This is a genomic window from Sphingobium sp. TCM1 (assembly GCF_001650725.1).
Classification (GTDB): domain Bacteria; phylum Pseudomonadota; class Alphaproteobacteria; order Sphingomonadales; family Sphingomonadaceae; genus Sphingobium.
In genome coordinates this window covers 64,701-78,783 of record NZ_LXVX01000018.1, presented here as the reverse complement: position 1 = coordinate 78,783, position 14,083 = coordinate 64,701, and the positions used below count along the sequence as shown (strand labels likewise).

Here is a 14,083-nt window from a genome sequence, read left to right as displayed (position 1 = left end):
ACAAGCCATCAGGACCGACAATCCGCTCCATAAAAGCCGACCAGGTGGGAACGGTGAAGAACACCAGCAACACCCAGCCGGTAAACAGCCAAGAGCGCGCGTACAATGACATGCCTATCAGGCCGCTTCCGCCATCGCCGCCTGGGTGCTGGCGATCCAGCCGCCGCCCAGCACGCGGTCGCCGGCGTAGAGGACCGCCGCCTGGCCCGGTGCGACGCCAAATTCCGGTGCGTCGAAGAGCAGGCGATCGCCGTCGAGGCGCGCGGGGACGGGCTTGGCCATCGAGCGGACCTTGGCGGTCAGCGGGCCGGTAAAGTCGCCGCCCAGCCAATTGATGTCAGAAAGGCGCGCGCCCGCCACCGCCAGCGCCGCCCTTGGCCCCACGATCACGCGGCGGCTTTCGGCATCCAGCCGCACGACATAGAGCGGATCGGGTTGGCCGCCGATCTCCAGTCCCTTGCGCTGGCCGACCGTATAATGGATCAGCCCCTTGTGCCGGCCGAGCGTGCGGCCGTCGACATGGACGATGTCGCCGCCCTCGTCCGCGTCGGGGCGCAGTTTCCGCACGATCTTCGCATAGTCGCCGTCGGGCACGAAGCAGATGTCCTGGCTGTCGGGCTTGAGCGCGACCGACAGGCCGAGTTCAGCCGCGATCTCGCGCACCTGCGGCTTGGGCAGGCCACCCAGCGGGAAACGCAGATAGTCGAGTTGCGCCTGAGTCGTGGCGAAGAGGAAATAGCTCTGGTCGCGGGCGGGATCGGCGGCGCGGTGCAGTTCCGCACCATGCGCGCCCTCGACCCGCTGGACATAATGGCCGGTGGCGAGGCAGTCGGCGCCCAGGTCGCGCGCGATCTGGAACAGGTCGGTGAACTTCACGCCCATATTGCACTTCACGCAGGGGATGGGGGTGCGCCCGGCCATATACTCGTCGGCGAAGTCGGCGATCACCGAATCGCGAAAGGCCGTTTCATAATCAAAGACATAATGGGCGATGCCGATGCGGTCGGCGACCGCGCGCGCGTCGCGTATGTCCTGCCCCGCGCAGCAACTGCCGGTGCGGCCGACAGCGGCGCCATGGTCATAGAGCTGGAGCGTGACGCCGATCACTTCGGCGCCGGTCTTCGTGGCGAGCGCGGCGACAACGCTGGAGTCCACGCCGCCCGACATGGCGACGACGATGCGCCGCGCGTTTAGCGGCTCGGCAAGCTGGAACTGGGGCTGCATGGGCGCGCATATAGTGCAAGGCCGACCGATGCGCAAAAGTTAACAAAGTCTGCACCTGCGCGCGCCATTTGGCGGCCAGACGAGTCCGATTAAGCGACAAAGCGTGCGGCGGATTTACCGTCGGTTATCCATTCGCCGGTAGAAGCCTCTGCATGGATCTGAGCTTCCTCCGGTCAGGCGGGCTGACGCCCGCCACCAACAAGGTTCCAGGCTGGCCGCGCGCGCCGGTCTGGCCGTTCCTGCGCGCCGCGACTGCGGCTGCCCAGGCGGCCAGCCCGACGGCGCAGGCGGTCGCGGGCGTCCTGCGGGGGCAGGATGGGGAAGATGACTGGGTCCAGGAACTGGCCGAACTCTTCGCGCCACGTTCCGACGGCATGATCGAGGCCGTTCGACTTGCGGGCAGCTTCAACCCGTTGATCGCACGTCGTTTAGCTGGGGGGCAAGGAAGATGAAGGCTGTGTTTACCGTGGCGCTTTAGCCGATGTTCAGGGCTGAGGAAGATAAGGGATTCACTGCTGAATTCGGCAACGCCAATGCCGCACATTGAGGGTAAGAATGATCGAGAACCAGAAAATCAGGCCCGCTCAGGTTGTCGGCCCGCTTGGGGAGCCCCTGACCCTGGAGAGCTTGCCGCCCGCAGACACGACCCGCTGGGTCGTGCGGCGCAAGGCCGAAGTGGTGGCAGCGGTCAATGGCGGCCTGCTGACCGTGGATGAAGCGTGCAAGCGCTATAATCTGACGCTGGAGGAATTCGCCGGCTGGCAGCGCGCGGTCGACCGGTCGGGGATGCATGGCCTCCGCGTCACGCGCATCCAATATTATAAATCGCTCTACGAACGGCAGCAGAAATACTGATCCGATCGTCCCGTGGAGGAAGCCGAAAAGGCCGCCGGCGCGCTCCGGCGGCCTTTTTCGTTCGCCCGGGCGAAAGGCGCGCAACAACGGCGCAAAGCCCGGATGGTTTCCGGCCCGGAATCATTTTCACGACCATGGAACGCGACGCCTGCTCCTCCGTTGAACAGGCACCCAACCCGCAGGGGGCGTGGTCAAGGAGAGTAATATGGGCATCATCTTGTGGCTTGTTGTCGGCGGCGTCATTGGCTGGCTCGCCAGCATGGTCATGCGCACCGACGCGCAGCAGGGCATCCTGCTCAACATCGTGGTCGGCATCGTCGGCGCCTTCATCGGCGGCCTGATCTTCAGCGGTGGCTCGATCAACGATGGACTGACGCTCTACAGCTTCCTGGTGTCGCTGGTAGGCGCCATCATCCTGCTGGCGATCGTCAATCTGGTCCGCCGCGGCTCCGTCCGCTAAACCACACCAGACGACAAGCAAAAAGGCCGCGCCTGCCGAGGCGCGGCCTTTTTCATTCCCGCGTCCGTCAACGCCGCGCGGCAAACCAGCGATAGATGGCCAGCACCGCGATCGACCCCAGCACTGCGGCGATGAAACCGGCGCTGTCGCCCGGCCGGTAGATTCCGGCGAGGCGACCGACAAAGCCCGCCAGCAGCGCGCCGGCGATGCCCAGTAAAATGGTGACGACGCACCCGCCGGGATCGCGGCCCGGCATCACCAGCTTCGCGATCCCGCCGGCCAACAGGCCGACGATAATCCATCCGAGCAATTCCATGGCGCGTTCCTCTCCCTACCCCCGCACCGGAGGCCATTGCGCCACAATCCGGTGATTCTGACAAGTCGATCCATTGTCGAAGAGGGAGAAACGCACGACCCGCCGTCTTTCCGCCCCTGTCCACCGTGCATTATGATTTTGCCCTGCCCCCTTGCACCGTGATATTGGGGGTTGAGCGAGGTGCTATATTTATATAATACAGTCCCTATCAGGGGCGAAGCGCCGGAGAGATGGAAATCGGCATGAATTACGAAACCCAATTGCTGGGCGACTCGGCGATGGTCATGGGCGAGGATGACACCCGCCGCAGCCGCAAGCGGCTGATGATCGGCGGCGGCATCGCAATCGCGCTGGTTGCGGTGGCCGCCTGGATTTCCATGCGCGGGGCCGAACCGGCAGCCGCGCCGGCCCCCGCCGCGCAGGTGCCCGTTGTGACGGTGACCAGCCCCGGCCAGTCGACTGTCGCGCGCACAGTGAGCGCGACGGGATCGCTGGCGGCGCGGGTCGACATGCCGGTCGGCGTGGTCGGCGAAGGGGGGATGGTCACGCGCGTGCTGGTGCAGCCGGGCGACTGGGTGCGCGCCGGCCAGGTGCTCGCGACCGTCGAACGCTCCGTCCAGACCGAACAGGTCCGCTCGCTCGCAGCGCAGGTCGAAGTGGCACGCGCGGACGCGAAGCTCGCGCAGGCGCAGCTTGACCGTGCCAAGGCGCTGGTCGGGCGCGGCTTCATCAGCGCCGCCGACATCGATCAGCGTACCGCCACCCGCGACCAGGCCGAAGCGCGCGTGCGCGTCGCGGCGGCCCAGTTGGCCGAGCAGCGGGCACGGACCGGGCGGCTCGATATTCGCGCCCCCGCAGCCGGCCTCGTGCTGACACGCACCGTGGAGCCCGGCCAGATCGTCCAGGCCGGCAGCGGTGTGCTGTTCCGCATGGCCAAGGACGGCGAGATGGAGATGCAGGCGCAGGTGGCCGAAGCCGACCTCGCGACGCTGCGCCCCGGCAACGGCGCGACAGTGACGCCGATCGGCAGCCAGGCCCGCTTCGCCGGTCGCGTATGGCAGGTATCGCCGGTGGTCGATCCCCAGACGCGTCTCGGCATCGCCCGCATCGCCGTTCCCTATAATCCGGCGATCCGGCCCGGCGGCTTTGCGTCGGCGACGATCACCAGCGGATCGGGCAGCGCGCCTTTGTTGCCGGAATCGGCAGTGCAGAGCGATGCCAAGGGCAGCTATGTCTATATCGTCAACGGCAAGGGCCAGGTGGAACGCCGCGACGTGACCGTGGGCCAGGTGTCCGACGCGGGCGTGGCGGTAACGAGCGGCATCACCGGCACGGAAAAGATCGTGACCTCCGCCGGCGCCTTCCTGGCGCCGGGACAGAAGGTGAAGCCCGAACCGCTCAAGGCCGGCTGACGCACGGCGACGTGCCCTCCGGGGCGGTCGCCTGGAGCTTTACGCGCGCAGGACCGTCCGCGCGCCGCAGGATGAGGAGGGGCGCGGATTCCCGCGTCCGGCGAAGGAAGCCGTCATGAATTTCCGCAATATTTCCGCATGGGCGATCCGCAACCCGGTAACGCCACTGGTCCTGTTCGCCGCACTGGTGCTGGCGGGCATCGTCAGCTTCATGCGGATGGACGTGAACAATAATCCGGACATCAGCTTCCCTGCGGTCAGCGTGATCGTCAGCCAGCCGGGCGCGGCGCCGACCGAGCTGGAAACGCAGGTCACGCAGCGGATCGAAGCGGCCGTGCGCGGGATCAGCGGCGTCGACGAGATCACCTCCTTCGCGTCCGAGGGCCGGTCGCTGACCAATGTCCAGTTCCAGATCGGCACGCCGGTCGACCGCGCGGTCAACGACGTCAAGAACGCCGTCGATCAGATCCGCAGCGACCTGCCGGAGGGCATATTGGAGCCGCAGGTCCAGCGCATCGACGTGGACGGAGGCCCGATCGCCTATTTCAGTGCCGAGGCGACCGACATGACGCTGGAGGAACTGTCCTGGTATGTCGACAATACGGTCGCCAAGCGGTTGCTGTCGGTCAGCGGCATGGCGGCCGTCAACCGGGGCGGCGGCGTCAGCCGGGAAATCCGCGTCATCCTGGACCCGGCCAAGCTGCAGGCGTTCGGCATCACTGCCGCGCAGGTGAACCAGCAGCTCAACCAGGTGAACCTGAACGCCGCCGGCGGACGGACCGAGATCGCCGGGGCCGAACAGTCGATCCGCGTGCTCGGCAACGCGCGCGATGCGCGCGGCCTGGGCGCGACCCAGATCGCCATTTCCGGCGGCCGCACGGTCAAGCTCGCCGACATCGCCGACGTGCGCGACATGTATGCCGAACAGCGCAGCAAGGCACTGATGAACGGCCGGCAGGTGACCAGCTTCAGCATGGAAAAGGCCAAGGGCGCGTCGGACGTCACCGTCTATGACGATGCGATGAAGGTGCTGGACAAGCTGAAGAAGGAAAATCCCAAGGTCCAGTTCAAGCAGCTCTACACCAGCGTCGATTATACCAAGGAGCAATATCACAGCGCCATGGCGGCGATGATCGAAGGCGCCGTGCTGGCCGTGGTCATCGTCTTCCTGTTCCTGCGCGACTGGCGCGCGACGATGATTTCCGCCCTCGCCATTCCGCTCTCGGCCATCCCGACCTTCTGGTTCATGGACATGATGGGCTTCACGCTGAACGGCATCTCGCTGCTGGCGTTGAGCCTGGTGGCAGGCGTGCTGGTCGACGACGCGATCGTGGAGATCGAGAATATCGTCCGCCACATGCGGATGGGCAAATCCGCCTATCAGGCATCCATAGACGCTGCCGACGAAATCGGCCTCGCCGTGCTCGCAACCACCATGGCGATCGTCGCGGTGTTCCTGCCGGTCGCGCTGATGCCCGGCATTTCGGGCCAGTTCTTCATCCAGTTCGGCATGACCGTGGTCGTTTCGGTGCTGATGAGCCTGGCCGTCGCCCGCCTCATCACGCCGATGATCGCCGCCTATTTCCTGAAGGCCCATGGCGAGGAGAGCCATGGCGAAGGCTGGATGATGGACCGTTACATGGACGTGCTGCGCTGGTCGCTCAACGACCGAAAGGCGAAGGCGCGGCGCGCACGCGGCGGAATCGGCAACCGGACCGTCGCCTTCTTAATCGACCACCGGGTCTGGACGATGGGCTTCGGCCTTCTGGCCTTCCTGGCTACGATCCTCGCCTTTTCGACCCTGCCGATGACGTTCCAGCCGACCATCAACACCGATTTCAGCCAGGTGAAGATCGAGACGGTGCCGGGCAGCACACTGGAGCAGACCACCGCCATCACCCGCAAGGTCGCCGACATGCTGGCGGCCGACACGGAGGTCGTCGATGCCGCTTTTGCGGATATCGAGCCGACCACGGCCGACATCTTCCTGACGCTGAAGAAGGACCGGCCGATCAGTTCGGTCGACTGGGAGCGCAAGATCGCGCCCAAATTCCAGACGATCGCCGATGCGCGGGTCAATTTTCAGTCGCAATCGGGCGGCGGCTTCGGCCGCGACATCATCATGATGTTCGGGTCCGACGACCCGGAAAAGCTGGACCAGACCGCAAACCGCCTGGTCGCCGAAATGGCCCGCATTCCGGAACTGCGTGCGCCACGGGTACAAGGCGACATGCAGCGGCCGGAAATCATCATCAAGCCGCGCCTCGACTTGGCCGCGAGCCTGGGAGTGACCACGGCGGCGCTCAGCCAGTCGATCCGCATCGCGACCATCGGCGACATCGACCAGAACAGCGCCAAATTCTCGCTGTCGGACCGCCAGATCCCGATCCGCGTGTCGATCGCCGAGGACAGCCGCAAGGATATCGCGACGATCGAGAATATGCCGGTTCCCACCGTCAGCGGCGGGTCGGTCCCGCTCAAGGTCGTCGCCGACATCAGCTTCGGCGCCGGCCCGACGCAGATTCGCCGCTACAACCAGATCCGTCGCATCGTCGTGGGCGCGGACCTCGCGCCGGGCATCGTCACCAGCCAGGCCACTGCCAAGATCAACGCCCTGCCGCTGATGAAGGACATTGTCGAAGGCCGCATCCAGGGCGTGCAGAAGATCGACGCCGGCGACGCGAAATGGCAGGCGGAAATGCTCACCAATTTCGTCATCGCCGTCATTTCCGGCATCATGCTGGTACTGGCGGTCCTGGTGCTGCTCTACAAGCGGGTGATGCCCCCCTTCGTCAACCTGGGGTCGCTGCTGCTGGCGCCGCTGGGCGGCGCGGTGGCGCTGCACCTGACGGGCAATCCCATCTCGATGCCGGTGCTGATCGGCCTGCTGATGCTGCTGGGCATCGTCGCCAAGAACTCCATCCTGGTCATCGACTTCGCGCTGGAGGAAATGGAAAAGGGCGTGCCCAAATATGAGGCGATCGTCGATGCCGGACACAAGCGCGCCCAGCCGATCGTCATGACGACGGTCGCGATGGTGGCGGGCATGGTGCCGACCGCGCTCGCCTTGTCGGGCGACGGCGCATGGCGCGCGCCGATGGGCATTACCGTGATCGGCGGCCTGATCCTGTCCACTGTGCTGACGCTGGTGATCGTGCCGGCGAGCTTCAGCCTGGCGATCGGCCTGGAAAGCTGGATCGGCCCGCGCCTGGGCCGGGGCCTGCTGACCTACAAGCCGGGCGACGACAAGGACGGCGGCGGGCAAGTGCAGCCCGCCGAATGAGGCCAGGGCCGGCGCGTCGCCCTATCGGCGCGTCGGCAAAAAAGAAGGACTTGCCTGAACGAAACGGCAGCGTAACCGTTGGAGGGTGATGACGCTGCTTCGCCTGTCCCGGCCCAAGGATTTCGCCGACCCCCACCCGGCGCGGCGGATGCGGCTGGTGGCGACGGGTATGCTGGTGGCGATGGCCGTACTGTTCATCGTAGCGCGCGCCACCGCCCATCTCCATCCCGCCATCGGCTTCGTCCAGGCATTCGCCGAAGCGGCGATGGTCGGCGGCCTGGCCGACTGGTTCGCGGTGACGGCGCTGTTCCGTCATCCCCTTGGCCTCCCGATCCCCCACACCGCGATCATCCCGCGCAACAAGGACCGGATCGGCGACACGCTGGCCGCGTTCCTGCGCGACAATTTCCTGACCCCGGCGGTCGTCGCGCGCCGGATGCGACACATCGACGTCGCGGCGGCTGCCGGGCGCTTTCTGGCCAGCCCATCGGGCGGCGACGGGCGTCTGCGCGAAGGCGCCTCGCGCCTGATCGCCGACATATTGGAGGCGTTGGACCAGGAACGGCTCGGTGGCATGGTCAAGGGCGCGATCGGCCAGCGACTGCGCGCCATCCACATGGGGCCGCTGATCGGGCAGGCGATCGAGGCGGCGATGCGCGACGGCCGCCACGCCCCGGTCATGGACGGCATCGTGCACTGGGCCGACCGCACGCTGGAAGCCAACGAGCATCTGATCCGCCAGATGGTGCATGAACGCGCAGGCAAAGTGCTGCGCTGGACGGGCCTCGACGAAAATCTCGCCGACGCGATCCTGTCGGGCCTGCGCAAGCTGCTGTCCGACATGGCGGAAGACCCCGGCCATCCGCTAAGGCTGAAGGCGGAAGAAGGCATGGCCAAGCTGGCCTTCGACCTGCAATTCGACCTCGAGATGCAGGCAAAGGTGGCCAAGGTGCGCGACGAGATCGTCGACAATCCGGCGATGCAGCGCTGGATCGACGGGCTGTGGGAACAGGCGCGCGCCGGCCTGCTGCGCGCGGTACGCGATCCGGGCAAGGCGATGGCCGGACGGCTGGGCGAAGCGCTGCGCACGCTGGGCGGCACATTGCAGCAGGAAGCGGGCCTGCGGCTCGTCATCAACCGCTTCGTGCGCCGGGCGGCCGTCGGCGCGACCGCCAGCTATGGCGATGCGATCGTCCGGCTGGTCAGCGACACGGTGCGCGGCTGGGACGCGGGCACCGTCACCCAGCGGCTGGAACATGCGGTCGGGCGCGACCTGCAATATATCCGGGTCAACGGCACGCTGGTGGGCGGCCTCGTGGGCCTTGCCATCCACGCGGTCGACACGTTGTTCTAGCCGTGAAGGCCGGGGCGCGCCGGGCCAAACGGCGCGCCCCGGCGGAACCGGCCACGCAGAGGAGAAAGGCGGCCGGTCCCTGGACGAACGGGCTTATTCGCCGGGCGGCGGTCCCTCCCCGGCCGGCGGCGGCGGGGGCAGCTCCTCGGCGGTCAGCAGCCCATCGCCATTGCGGTCCTGGTCAGCGAACATGGCGAGCGCGGGCGCAAGAAATTCGGCGCGGTCGATCTGGCCATCGTCATTGCCGTCTTCGGGCCAGGGCATGGCTCGGCCAGGCGGGGACGGCGGCGGGCCACCGGCTTCGGCGCGTTCGCGAGGCGGACGGCCACCGGGCGGCGGACCACCGGCGCCGCCCCGGCCACCTGCTCCACCAGGACCACCTGGACCACCCGGGCCGCCACGCTCCCGGCCTTCCGGCGTCTCGCCCGCGGTGACGGGCCGTTCGCGCTCATGGCCCATCATCCGCTGCATCGCCTGCACCGGCACCTGTCCGTCGCCGTCCTGATCCATCAATCCGAAGCGACGCTCCATATAGGCGGTCATTTCGTCGCGGCTGATCTGTCCGTTCTGGTCGGCGTCAGCGGCCCAGGGACCGCCTTGCCCACCCTGCGGCTGGGCGGCAAGCGGCGCCGCGGCGGCGACCGAAAGGGTCAGAAGAAGGGAACGCAATCGCATGGAGGCTCCTGAAGACATGATCCTGTTTCGCCCGTCGTCGCACTCCCGCTTTGCCCCCATATGTCGCGATGCAGCCCGAATGTTGCGCAAGAATTTTATGTTGCAACATATCATTGTTTGATGTTGTATCATTTCATCTCGCCCGAGAATCCGGCAGGACCGGCGGTCGCGGGAGAGGATGCACAGGCAGAGGAGCCGAACGATGCGACTCATGGCGTTGGGAACGGGACAAGGGCAGGCGGGTCAGCAGGATATGGGCGCGCGCTACGGCGCCGCGCGAAAGTCGCCGCTGGGACTGGGCGGAACGGTGGCGGTCCATGCGCTGGTGATCGGCGCCTTCCTGCTGATCCCCAGAGAGGTGATCGAAACCGCTTTCACGCCGCCGCCGCTGACGACGACCCATATCCCGCTTTCCCCACCGCCCGAGCCGATCGTGGAGCCGCCGGCCGATCCAAAGATCCAGGCCCGCCCCCGTCAGCAGCAGCCCACCGTCACCGACCCGGTGGTGGTCCTGCCCAACGGCGATCCGCCCATCACCGTGACACCCGGATCGGGGACCGGGACCGATCCGGGACCGGCCATCATCGTTCCCCCCGTCGAACCGCCGCGCCCGCCAGTACTGACCGAGCCGTCGATCGATCCGCGCGCCATGGCCGCGTTCCAGCCGGACTATCCCGGCGCCATGATTCGCCAGGGACTGGAAGGCGCGGTGACGGTGCGCGTGACGATCAGCCCGGAAGGGCGCGTCACCGATATCGAGAAACTGTCGGCGACCGATGAAAGCTTCTGGCTCGCGACCCAGCGGCACGCACTGCGCAAATGGCGCTTCCGCCCGGCGACTCGCGACGGTGTTGCGATCAGTGCGACCAAATCGCTGACCGTGCGGTTCACGCTGACGGATCGGTAAGGTCCGCGGCCTCCGGCCTTCGGCGTCGCAAATCCTGCACCTCCTGCCCGGGAGGGTTGCAGGAGAATGGAGCAGGCATGGACCATTTTGCATCTGCGCCGGCCCTGTCCTATAAGGGCGGCATGGCGATCTTTCCCCGTCCCGTTTCCCCCAAGAGCGCGCTTGGCGACTTCTGGGGCTATTTCCGTCAGCAGCGCCAGCATAAATGGCCGCTGCTGGGCCTGTCCGTCGCGCTCACCTGGGTGATCGTGTGGACCTTCGTCATCGACGCGAACACCAATACGATGCCGACGCGCAACAAGATCATCTATGTCGAAAGCTGGGACGCGAACCGATCCGACGCGGCGATCATCCTCCAGCAAAAGATCGACTTCGCCAAGCGTGAGGCGGCGCTGCTCAAGCAGCAGAAGAAGATGCAGGGCTATGCCGACGCCTTCGGCATCGAATGGCGCGCGGAAGAGGCCCGCAATACCGCAAGGCGCAAGGAAGCGGTCAAGGCGATCGACGCACTGCTCGACGAGCGGCTGGCCAAGGCGGAAAAGGCCGCGCCGAAAGCGGGCGCCGCCCAGCCCTGACCGGCATGACTTCGCCCCGAGACGACACGCGCCTGATGGCCGCGGCCATCGCCCTGTCGCGGCGCGGGCGCGGCCTTTCCACGCCCAATCCCAATGTCGGTTGCCTTGTCGTCCGCGACGGCCAGGTCGTCGGACGCGGCTGGACCCAGAAGGGCGGCCGCCCCCATGCCGAGGCGCAGGCGCTGGAGCAGGCGATGGACCGGGCGCGCGGGGCTTGCTGCTATGTGACGCTGGAACCCTGTTTCCACCTGTCCCCACGCGGCCCGCGCTGCGCCGATCTGATGGCCCGCGCCGGGGTTTCCCGCGTGGTGATCGCGCTGCGCGATCCCGATCCACGCACCGATGGACAGGGCGCCGCCTGGCTACGCGATCGGGGCATTGCCGTCGAAATGGGGCTGATGGCGGACGAGGCGGCCGCCGCGATGGCGGGGTTCGTGTTGCGCCAGACGCTGGGCCGACCGCATGTGACGCTCAAGCTGGGCCTCTCGCTCGACGGCCGGATCGCGCTCAGGGACGGGGCGAGTCGCTGGATCACCGGGCCGGACGCGCGCGCCCACGCCCACATGGAGCGGGCGCGGCATGACGCCATCCTGGTGGGTGGGGGCACGTTGCGCGCCGATGCGCCCCGCCTCGACGTGCGCCTGCGCGGGCTGGAGGATCGCTCGCCCCGCCGGCTGCTGCTGACCCGGAAGGATGCGCCCAGGGGCTGGACGCGGATCGGCGCGCCCGAAGAAATCGCCGCGCTCGACCGGGTGGACCATCTGCTGGTCGAGGGCGGCGCGGAAACCGCAGCGGCCTTTCTGCGCGCGGACCTGGTGGACCGGCTGCTCCTCTATCGCGCGCCGATCGTCATCGGCGCCGGGCTGGCGGGGATCGGCGACATCGGCCTTGCCGACCTGGCCCACGCCCATGACCGCTGGCGCATCGCCGAAACGCGTGCGCTGGGCGTCGACCGGCTGGAGGTTTACGAGCGGGTGCGGAGCGCCTAGATCAGCGCGCGAAGCATCCCGTTCTGAAGGAACGGACGGAATTCAGGAACTGTCGCTTTATGTTCACCGGCATCATCACCGACATCGGCATCATCCGCAGCCATGAGCAGCGCGGCGACCTGCGGCTCGTCATCGGCTGCGCCTATGCCATGGACGGCGTCGCGATCGGCGCGTCGATCGCCTGTTCGGGCGCCTGCCTGACGGTGGTGGAAAAGGGCGAGGACTGGTTCGCGGTCGACCTGTCGGCCGAAACGGTGGCGCGCACCGCACCGCGCCTGTGGGAACAGGGCGGCCGCCTGAACCTCGAGCGCGCGCTCAAGGTCGGCGACGAACTGGGTGGCCATATCGTCACCGGCCATGTCGATGGCATCGGCCATCTGGTGTCGGCCGTCCATGAAGGCGATTCGACCCGGCTCGTCATCCGCGCACCGGCCGAACTGGCGCCGGCCCTCGCCACCAAGGGCTCGATCACCCTCGACGGCATCTCGCTGACGGTGAACAGCGTCGAGGACCAGGCCGATGGCAGCGTGCATTTCGGCCTCAACATCATTCCCCACACCGCCGCCGCGACGACGCTGGACGCGCTGCCCGAAGGCCGCGCGTTCAACCTGGAGATCGACGTGCTGGCACGCTATCTCGACCGGATGCAGAGCCTTCGCAACCGCACAATGTGATTGCGCCTTGCAATAATCACATTGTGATGTGATATACGCCCCCTATCCCATCCGGGGAAGGAGTCGTTTCATGTCGTCTGCACTTCTCGATACCGTCCGCACCCTCGTCACTGACGGCGGCATGTCCCGTTCCGGCCTGGCGCGCGCCGCCGGCCTCCATGCCAATTCGCTGCGCAAGCTGGGCGAGGCCGACTGGAATCCGACCGCCGAGACGCTGGGCAAGCTGGAAGCCTATCTCCTGAAGCGCGAGGGCGGCACCGCGCTCGCCAGCCCCGAAGAGATCATCAACGAGGCCCGCAACGGCCGCATGTTCATCCTGGTCGATGACGAGGATCGGGAAAATGAGGGCGACCTCGTCATCCCCGCGCAGATGGCGACGCCCGATGCGATCAACTTCATGGCGACCCATGGCCGCGGCCTGATCTGCCTGACGCTGACCAAGGACCGGGTCGAGCATCTGGGCCTGGACCTGATGAGCCGCAACAACGGCACCCGGCACGAAACCGCCTTCACCGTGTCGATCGAAGCGCGCGAGGGCGTCACCACCGGCATCAGCGCCGCCGACCGCGCCCGCACCATTTCCGTCGCGATCGACGGGTCGAAGGGCAAGGCCGACATCGTGACGCCGGGCCATGTCTTCCCGCTGGTGGCCCGCGACGGCGGCGTGCTGGTACGCACCGGCCATACCGAGGCGGCGGTCGACGTGGCGCGGCTCGCGGGCCTGAACCCCTCGGGCGTTATCTGCGAGGTGATGAAGGATGACGGCACCATGGCGCGCCTCGACGACCTCATCCCCTTCGCCCAGAAGCACAAGATGAAGATCGGCACGATCCGTGACCTCATCGCCTATCGCCGCCGCCACGACCATATGGTCGAACGCCGCGCGGAAGCGAACTTCCAGAGCCAATGGGGCGGCGAGTGGAAGGCGATCACCTTCTATAACAAGGCGACCCATACCGAGCAGATGGTGTTGCAGAAGGGGCATGTCGTGCCCGACCAGCCGACTCTGGTGCGGATGCATCAATTGTCGCTGCTGGACGATGTCTATGGAGCCAACGGCAAGCGCGCGGGCCTGCTCGCCCGGTCGATGGAAATCGTGGCGGAGGAAGGCGCCGGCCTCATCGTGATGCTGACCGGCAGCCAGCGCGACGATTTCCTGACCCAGAGCATCCGGTCCCATGCCGGCCAGAAGGTCGCCGGCATGGACGAACTGCGCGACTATGGCGTGGGCGCACAGATACTGGCGGAGCTGGGCGTGCATGACATGGTCCTGCTCAGCAACAGCCACCACAGCCTGATCGCGCTTGACGGCTATGACCTGTCCGTGGTTGGGCAGCGGCCGATCGAACTGTAAGAGGA

Annotated in this window: 14 protein-coding genes; 11 read left to right on the top strand and 3 right to left on the bottom strand. The window is 66.9% G+C overall.

Annotated elements, in window-relative coordinates; translation table 11 throughout:
- Positions 1-117: 117 nt before the first annotated feature.
- Entirely contained in the window at positions 118-1,224 is a 1,107-nt protein-coding gene (mnmA, locus tag A7Q26_RS14540) for a tRNA 2-thiouridine(34) synthase MnmA (protein ID WP_066861017.1), read from the bottom strand.
- 152 nt (positions 1,225-1,376) lie between these two features.
- Here mnmA and A7Q26_RS14535 point away from each other — a divergent pair, with 152 nt between their 5' ends.
- The 3 genes from A7Q26_RS14535 to A7Q26_RS14525 all read left to right on the top strand — a co-directional run bounded on the left by A7Q26_RS14535 (position 1,377) and on the right by A7Q26_RS14525 (position 2,539).
- Positions 1,377-1,676 (top strand): hypothetical protein, encoded by a 300-nt coding sequence (locus A7Q26_RS14535; protein WP_066861014.1) that lies wholly within the window; start codon positions 1,377-1,379, stop codon positions 1,674-1,676.
- A gap of 103 nt (positions 1,677-1,779) precedes the next feature.
- The gene (gene sciP, locus A7Q26_RS14530; RefSeq protein ID WP_066861011.1) at positions 1,780-2,079 is read left to right on the top strand and encodes a CtrA inhibitor SciP; all 300 of its coding nucleotides are present in this window, start codon (positions 1,780-1,782) and stop codon (positions 2,077-2,079) included.
- A 205-nt stretch (positions 2,080-2,284) separates the two neighbouring features.
- A complete protein-coding gene (locus tag A7Q26_RS14525; protein WP_013848281.1) occupies positions 2,285-2,539 on the top strand; it encodes a GlsB/YeaQ/YmgE family stress response membrane protein in 255 nt (84 codons plus the stop codon).
- Positions 2,540-2,606: 67 nt separating this feature from the next.
- Here the strand turns inward: A7Q26_RS14525 and A7Q26_RS14520 are convergent, their stop codons facing one another.
- Positions 2,607-2,855, bottom strand: a complete 249-nt coding sequence (locus A7Q26_RS14520) for a GlsB/YeaQ/YmgE family stress response membrane protein (RefSeq protein ID WP_066861008.1) — start codon at positions 2,853-2,855, stop codon at positions 2,607-2,609.
- A 242-nt stretch (positions 2,856-3,097) separates the two neighbouring features.
- On the opposite strand from A7Q26_RS14520, the gene A7Q26_RS14515 reads away from it, so the two are divergent.
- From A7Q26_RS14515 to A7Q26_RS14505, 3 genes are all read left to right on the top strand, one after another.
- Positions 3,098-4,267: an efflux RND transporter periplasmic adaptor subunit gene (locus A7Q26_RS14515; RefSeq protein ID WP_066861088.1), complete on the top strand. Its 1,170-nt coding sequence runs from the start codon at positions 3,098-3,100 to the stop codon at positions 4,265-4,267.
- Between the two features lie 115 nt (positions 4,268-4,382).
- A complete protein-coding gene (locus A7Q26_RS14510) occupies positions 4,383-7,550 on the top strand; it encodes an efflux RND transporter permease subunit (RefSeq protein WP_066861005.1) in 3,168 nt (1,055 codons plus the stop codon).
- A gap of 88 nt (positions 7,551-7,638) precedes the next feature.
- On the top strand, positions 7,639-8,904 hold the full coding sequence (locus A7Q26_RS14505; RefSeq protein WP_066861003.1) for a DUF445 domain-containing protein: 1,266 nt from the start codon (positions 7,639-7,641) through the stop codon (positions 8,902-8,904).
- A gap of 93 nt (positions 8,905-8,997) precedes the next feature.
- Here A7Q26_RS14505 and A7Q26_RS14500 read toward each other — a convergent pair whose 3' ends face one another.
- Positions 8,998-9,579, bottom strand: coding sequence for a hypothetical protein (locus A7Q26_RS14500; protein ID WP_066861000.1), 582 nt, complete (start codon positions 9,577-9,579; stop codon positions 8,998-9,000).
- Positions 9,580-9,790: 211 nt separating this feature from the next.
- Between A7Q26_RS14500 and A7Q26_RS14495 the strand changes: the two genes are divergently transcribed.
- The 5 genes from A7Q26_RS14495 (at position 9,791) to ribB (ending at position 14,078) form a co-directional block, all read left to right on the top strand.
- Positions 9,791-10,486 (top strand): energy transducer TonB, encoded by a 696-nt coding sequence (locus A7Q26_RS14495; protein ID WP_157102563.1) that lies wholly within the window; start codon positions 9,791-9,793, stop codon positions 10,484-10,486.
- A gap of 77 nt (positions 10,487-10,563) precedes the next feature.
- The gene (locus A7Q26_RS14490; RefSeq protein WP_066860995.1) at positions 10,564-11,061 is read left to right on the top strand and encodes a hypothetical protein; all 498 of its coding nucleotides are present in this window, start codon (positions 10,564-10,566) and stop codon (positions 11,059-11,061) included.
- Between the two features lie 5 nt (positions 11,062-11,066).
- A complete protein-coding gene (gene ribD / locus A7Q26_RS14485) occupies positions 11,067-12,050 on the top strand; it encodes a bifunctional diaminohydroxyphosphoribosylaminopyrimidine deaminase/5-amino-6-(5-phosphoribosylamino)uracil reductase RibD (RefSeq protein WP_269747259.1) in 984 nt (327 codons plus the stop codon).
- Between the two features lie 59 nt (positions 12,051-12,109).
- On the top strand, positions 12,110-12,724 hold the full coding sequence (locus tag A7Q26_RS14480; RefSeq protein WP_066860989.1) for a riboflavin synthase: 615 nt from the start codon (positions 12,110-12,112) through the stop codon (positions 12,722-12,724).
- 70 nt (positions 12,725-12,794) lie between these two features.
- A complete protein-coding gene (gene ribB, locus A7Q26_RS14475) occupies positions 12,795-14,078 on the top strand; it encodes a 3,4-dihydroxy-2-butanone-4-phosphate synthase (RefSeq protein WP_066860986.1) in 1,284 nt (427 codons plus the stop codon).
- The last annotated feature ends 5 nt before the right edge of the window (positions 14,079-14,083 follow it).